We start from the raw sequence: 4,122 nt of genomic DNA, 5'->3' as shown, positions 1-4,122 counted from the left end.
ATCTCGAACCCCTGGATTTGGACGCTCTGTATCGCGAACGTCTTCGTCTACATCGTCCGAATCGGGATTGATAACTGGGCGCCGCTCTATGTCACAGAACATCTGCATTTCAGCACGGAGAGTGCCGTTAATACGATCTTCTTCTTTGAAATCGGTGCGTTATGCGGCAGTATGATTTGGGGTTACGTGTCTGATTTACTCAAAGGACGCCGGGCGCTCGTTGCCGCGATCTGTCTTTTGCTGACGGCTGTCGCGGTCCTCGGTTATCGTTACGGTACGAGTGAAGTCATGATTTATGCGTCATTGTTCGCGCTCGGTGCGCTCATCTACGGACCGCAGCTCTTGATCGGTGTCTCGGTCATCAGCTTTGCACCAAAACAAGCGACGACGGTCACGAACGGGATGGTCGGAACGTTCGGTTACTTGTTCGGTGATTCGATCGCAAAAGTCGGTCTCGCAAAAATCGCTGATCCGGAAACGAATGGTCTAACGATCGGTTCCGTTACGTTGCACGGTTGGAGTGACACGTTTGTCATCTTTAATGCTGCGTTATTGTTCGGTTTGATCGCCCTCGCCATTGTCGCCGTCGTCGAGGAGAAAAAGATTCGCCGCCTCGGACTGCTGGAACGCCAAGCGGACAAACTAAGTTCATGAATATGGACAGCCTCTTGATTGAAAAGGGGCTGTTTTTGGTTGCTCATATTTAAGGTCCAAAAACTTTGGATGACGTTCTTATATAAAAAAATATCTTTTGTGCATGTTTTGTCGCAGACAGGGAAGCACTAATACTATCGAAGTTGATCGTTGTGCCTGTTTGAAGAGAGGAGTTTTTGTATGTCTGAATTATCCGGTTTCCCGTCATCGTATTGGAAAGCATCATCTGCTGGTGTATCGTATCCACCCCTTGAGACAGACACAAAACATGATGTCGTCATCGTTGGAGCTGGCATTGCCGGTTTAGTCACCGCTTTGCAACTCGCAGAACGGGGGTATGACGTGGGTGTTATTGAAGCAGAAGAGGTGGCAGCTGGTACGACTGGATATACGACGGCAAAGGTGTCGTCTCAACATGGTCTCATCTATGATCAATTGATCAAAAGTGTAGGAGAGGACACAGCACGACTTTATTATCAAGCAAATGAAGAAGCCATTACGTTTCTTCGTCATCAAGTCGAACGTCTTGATCTAGCGTGTGAGCTTGAGACCCAAGACGCGTATCTGTATGTCTCTTCTTCAAAAGAGAATGCGATGGATCGTGAAATCAAAGCGTATGCTCGTCTTGAGATAAACGGTGGCGATGCAACAGATGAAGTACAGAAGAAGTTGCCGTACACCGTGAAGCGGGCGGTCGTTCTGCGCGATCAAGCACAGTTTCATCCCGTCAAGTACTTACAGGGCTTAGCAGAACATTTCGTCCGACAAGGTGGGACGCTGTATGAAAAGTCACGGGCGACGACGATTGAAAGTAATCGAACACCGACGATCGTCCTTGAGAATGGATATCGTATTGAAGCTAAGAAGGTCGTGATCGCAACCCATTTTCCGTTTCATGATTTCAAAGGATTATATTTTTCGAAGCTTGAAGTTCATCGATCGTACATCGTTTCAGGATTCGTCGACGATTCGTTTCCTGACGGTATGTTCATGAGTGCCGATCAACCAAGTCGTTCTTTACGACACACACGTACTTCGGACGGTCGTCGATTAGGACTGTTTGGTGGTGAAAATCATTTATCGGGTCACGAAACGGAAACGATGGCACGTTATCAGCACTTAGCTGATTTTGCGACGAACGCCTTTCAAGTGGAAACGTTCGACCGATTTTGGTCGGCGCAGGACTTAATTACACTGGATCACATCCCGTATGTCGGTCAAATGACAGCAGATGACCCGAACGTCTTTGTCGCAACCGGATTTGCAAAATGGGGCATGACAAATGGTATTGCGGCAGGACTGTTACTCAGTGATCTTTTAACTGGGACACCGAATCGGTTTCGACATCTGTTTGATCCGACGCGATCAAAACTTAAAGCAGTCGACGCGACCCAATTCATCAAGAATAACGCGGATGTCGCGATCGAACTCGTAAAAGGGAAAGTATCAAAAGCACATCGTGACGCAAAAGATCTTCAGCCTGACGAAGGAGGACTTGTGCGGCATCATGGAAAGACAGTCGGGGGATATCGTGATCCTGCCGGAAGGCTTCATCTCGTTTCAACGACGTGTACCCATATGGGATGTGATACGAAGTGGAATGCAGCCGAACGCTCATGGGACTGTCCGTGCCATGGTTCACGCTTTGCACACGACGGGGCAGTGATGGAAGGACCTGCTGTTAAACCGTTAAAAAAGAGGGAAGAGTAAACAATATGCTCGTTGAAGTTTCTGAGAGAGGCAGATCGGAAATAATAAAAGATGCTGAAATATGAAAAAGAAAACAGGCGACTGTCTGTCTTAACAGAGAATAGTTCGGAGAACGGGAAAAAGGAAGTGTGAATCATGCTGTATACGATGACTTCGACATTACCGGCACAACATGGGGGACGCACGAAGTCGCTCCTCAGTCGAATCGCAATGATCGAAAAACACCTTGGCTATGCGACAACGATCCTTACAACCAACTATGATGCAGCATACGATCGTATCGTACAAATCTTTAGAGAAAAGAACATTTTAAGCGAGACGACGCAAATCGAGAATATCTACGAATGGCTCTCCGGAAATCGATTATATGAAGCTACGACACCGCTTGTGACTTCCCGGGAAATCGAAGGATTACGAGCTGTGCAGGTAGACACAGACACAGTCCGGTACTATGACGGGAACACATATGTCTTATACCGGAAGTACCATGAAGCGAGTGATCAGCTGTCATTTGAAGATTTCATGAGTCCTGCATCGAAGAAAAAAGTCGAACGTTGGCAATATAACGATAACGGTCGATTGCATCGCAAGATTCGATACTCACCAAAAACGCATAAAAAAATTCATGAACAGTTCTATGATCAAGAAGGTCATATCTACTGCGAAAAACATTATGAGGAACAAAAACGGAATAAATTGATTTCGATTCAAACCTACCAACTTGGACGTCCTGTCCATACCTTTCAGACTGAAAAAGATTTATTTCTCTACTACTTCAATCATCGTTTGACGGATGGAGATATCGTCTTCAACGATGCGCGACTTCTCGACTGGTCATTGCTCAACTGTCAGGTAAGGACAAAAAATATTCTCGTGTTCCATAATTCTCATTTGGAATTAGATCAGCAACGAATCAAAAAATCTTACCAAACCGCTCTCGAAGGATCGGATCGTGTGGCAAAATATCTCGTCTTGACGACACATCAAAAAGACGAGATTCAAGCGCGTTTTCCGATACCGGATGATCAGTTCGCAGTCATTCCGCACTCGATCAAACCGGTCGAGATCGACCGGACGCATGTAGAGGATCAATTCTGTTTTATCGGACGCTTTGGAAAACAAAAGCAACTCGAGCACTTGCTCCGCAGTTACGCAATCTTCAAACGATCGGGACATCCGACGAAGCTTGCGCTGTATGGAGCGGATGAGGATGGACAACTAGCATTAATGAAGCAGATGATGTATTTACTGAATATCGAGGAAGATGTTCTCATTCACGACTTCACATCGACACCGGACCAAGTCTTCGCTGCGTCCCGTGCGTCGTTATTGACGAGTCGCTTTGAAGGATTCGGACTAACCGTCATGGAAAGCATTAATGTCGGCTGTCCTGTCATTGCTTACGACGTTCGGTACGGACCGCGTGAAATCATCGAAGATGGTCAAAATGGTTACCTCGTCCCTGAAGGAGACGTCACGGGATTCGCAGAAAAGATGGTCGAAATCGTCGAACGACCACTCCCACATGTGCGGACGAAACCTGGGTTATATGAAGCACAAGGCATCGAAAATTACCGCAACCTGATGAACTGGCTGCATACTGAATGATCGAAGGAGCGAATGTCATGAAAAAACCAATCAAAAAAGCCATTATTCCAGCTGCGGGGCTCGGCACACGTTTTTTACCGGCAACAAAAGCCATGCCGAAAGAGATGTTACCGATTCTCGATAAACCGACGATCCAATACATCGTGGAAG

Annotated in this window: 4 protein-coding genes; all 4 read left to right on the top strand. The window is 46.6% G+C overall.

Annotated elements, in window-relative coordinates; genetic code table 11:
* A partial coding sequence (locus F8N00_RS16640) for an MFS transporter (protein WP_421018611.1) occupies positions 1 to 654 on the top strand: 654 nt, incomplete at its 5' end.
* A 180-nt stretch (positions 655 to 834) separates the two neighbouring features.
* Entirely contained in the window at positions 835 to 2,364 is a 1,530-nt protein-coding gene (locus F8N00_RS16635; protein ID WP_421018610.1) for an FAD-dependent oxidoreductase, read from the top strand.
* Positions 2,365 to 2,499: 135 nt separating this feature from the next.
* The gene (locus F8N00_RS16630) at positions 2,500 to 3,972 is read left to right on the top strand and encodes a glycosyltransferase (protein WP_421018609.1); all 1,473 of its coding nucleotides are present in this window, start codon (positions 2,500 to 2,502) and stop codon (positions 3,970 to 3,972) included.
* 17 nt (positions 3,973 to 3,989) lie between these two features.
* Positions 3,990 to 4,122: sugar phosphate nucleotidyltransferase (locus F8N00_RS16625; protein WP_421018612.1), on the top strand; the 133-nt coding region annotated here is incomplete at its 3' end.

It is taken from the genome of Exiguobacterium sp. A1_3_1 (genome assembly GCF_048985645.1).
Lineage (GTDB): Bacteria > Bacillota > Bacilli > Exiguobacteriales > Exiguobacteriaceae > Exiguobacterium_A > Exiguobacterium_A indicum.
This window is presented reverse-complemented; position numbering and strand designations above follow the sequence as displayed.

Bases quoted from the DNA above. Each gene is read 5' to 3' on its own strand.
- F8N00_RS16630 (WP_421018609.1), top strand. From the start codon at position 2,500: ATGCTGTATACGATGACTTCGACATTACCGGCACAACATGGGGGACGC.
- F8N00_RS16635 (WP_421018610.1), top strand. From the start codon at position 835: ATGTCTGAATTATCCGGTTTCCCGTCATCGTATTGGAAAGCATCATCT.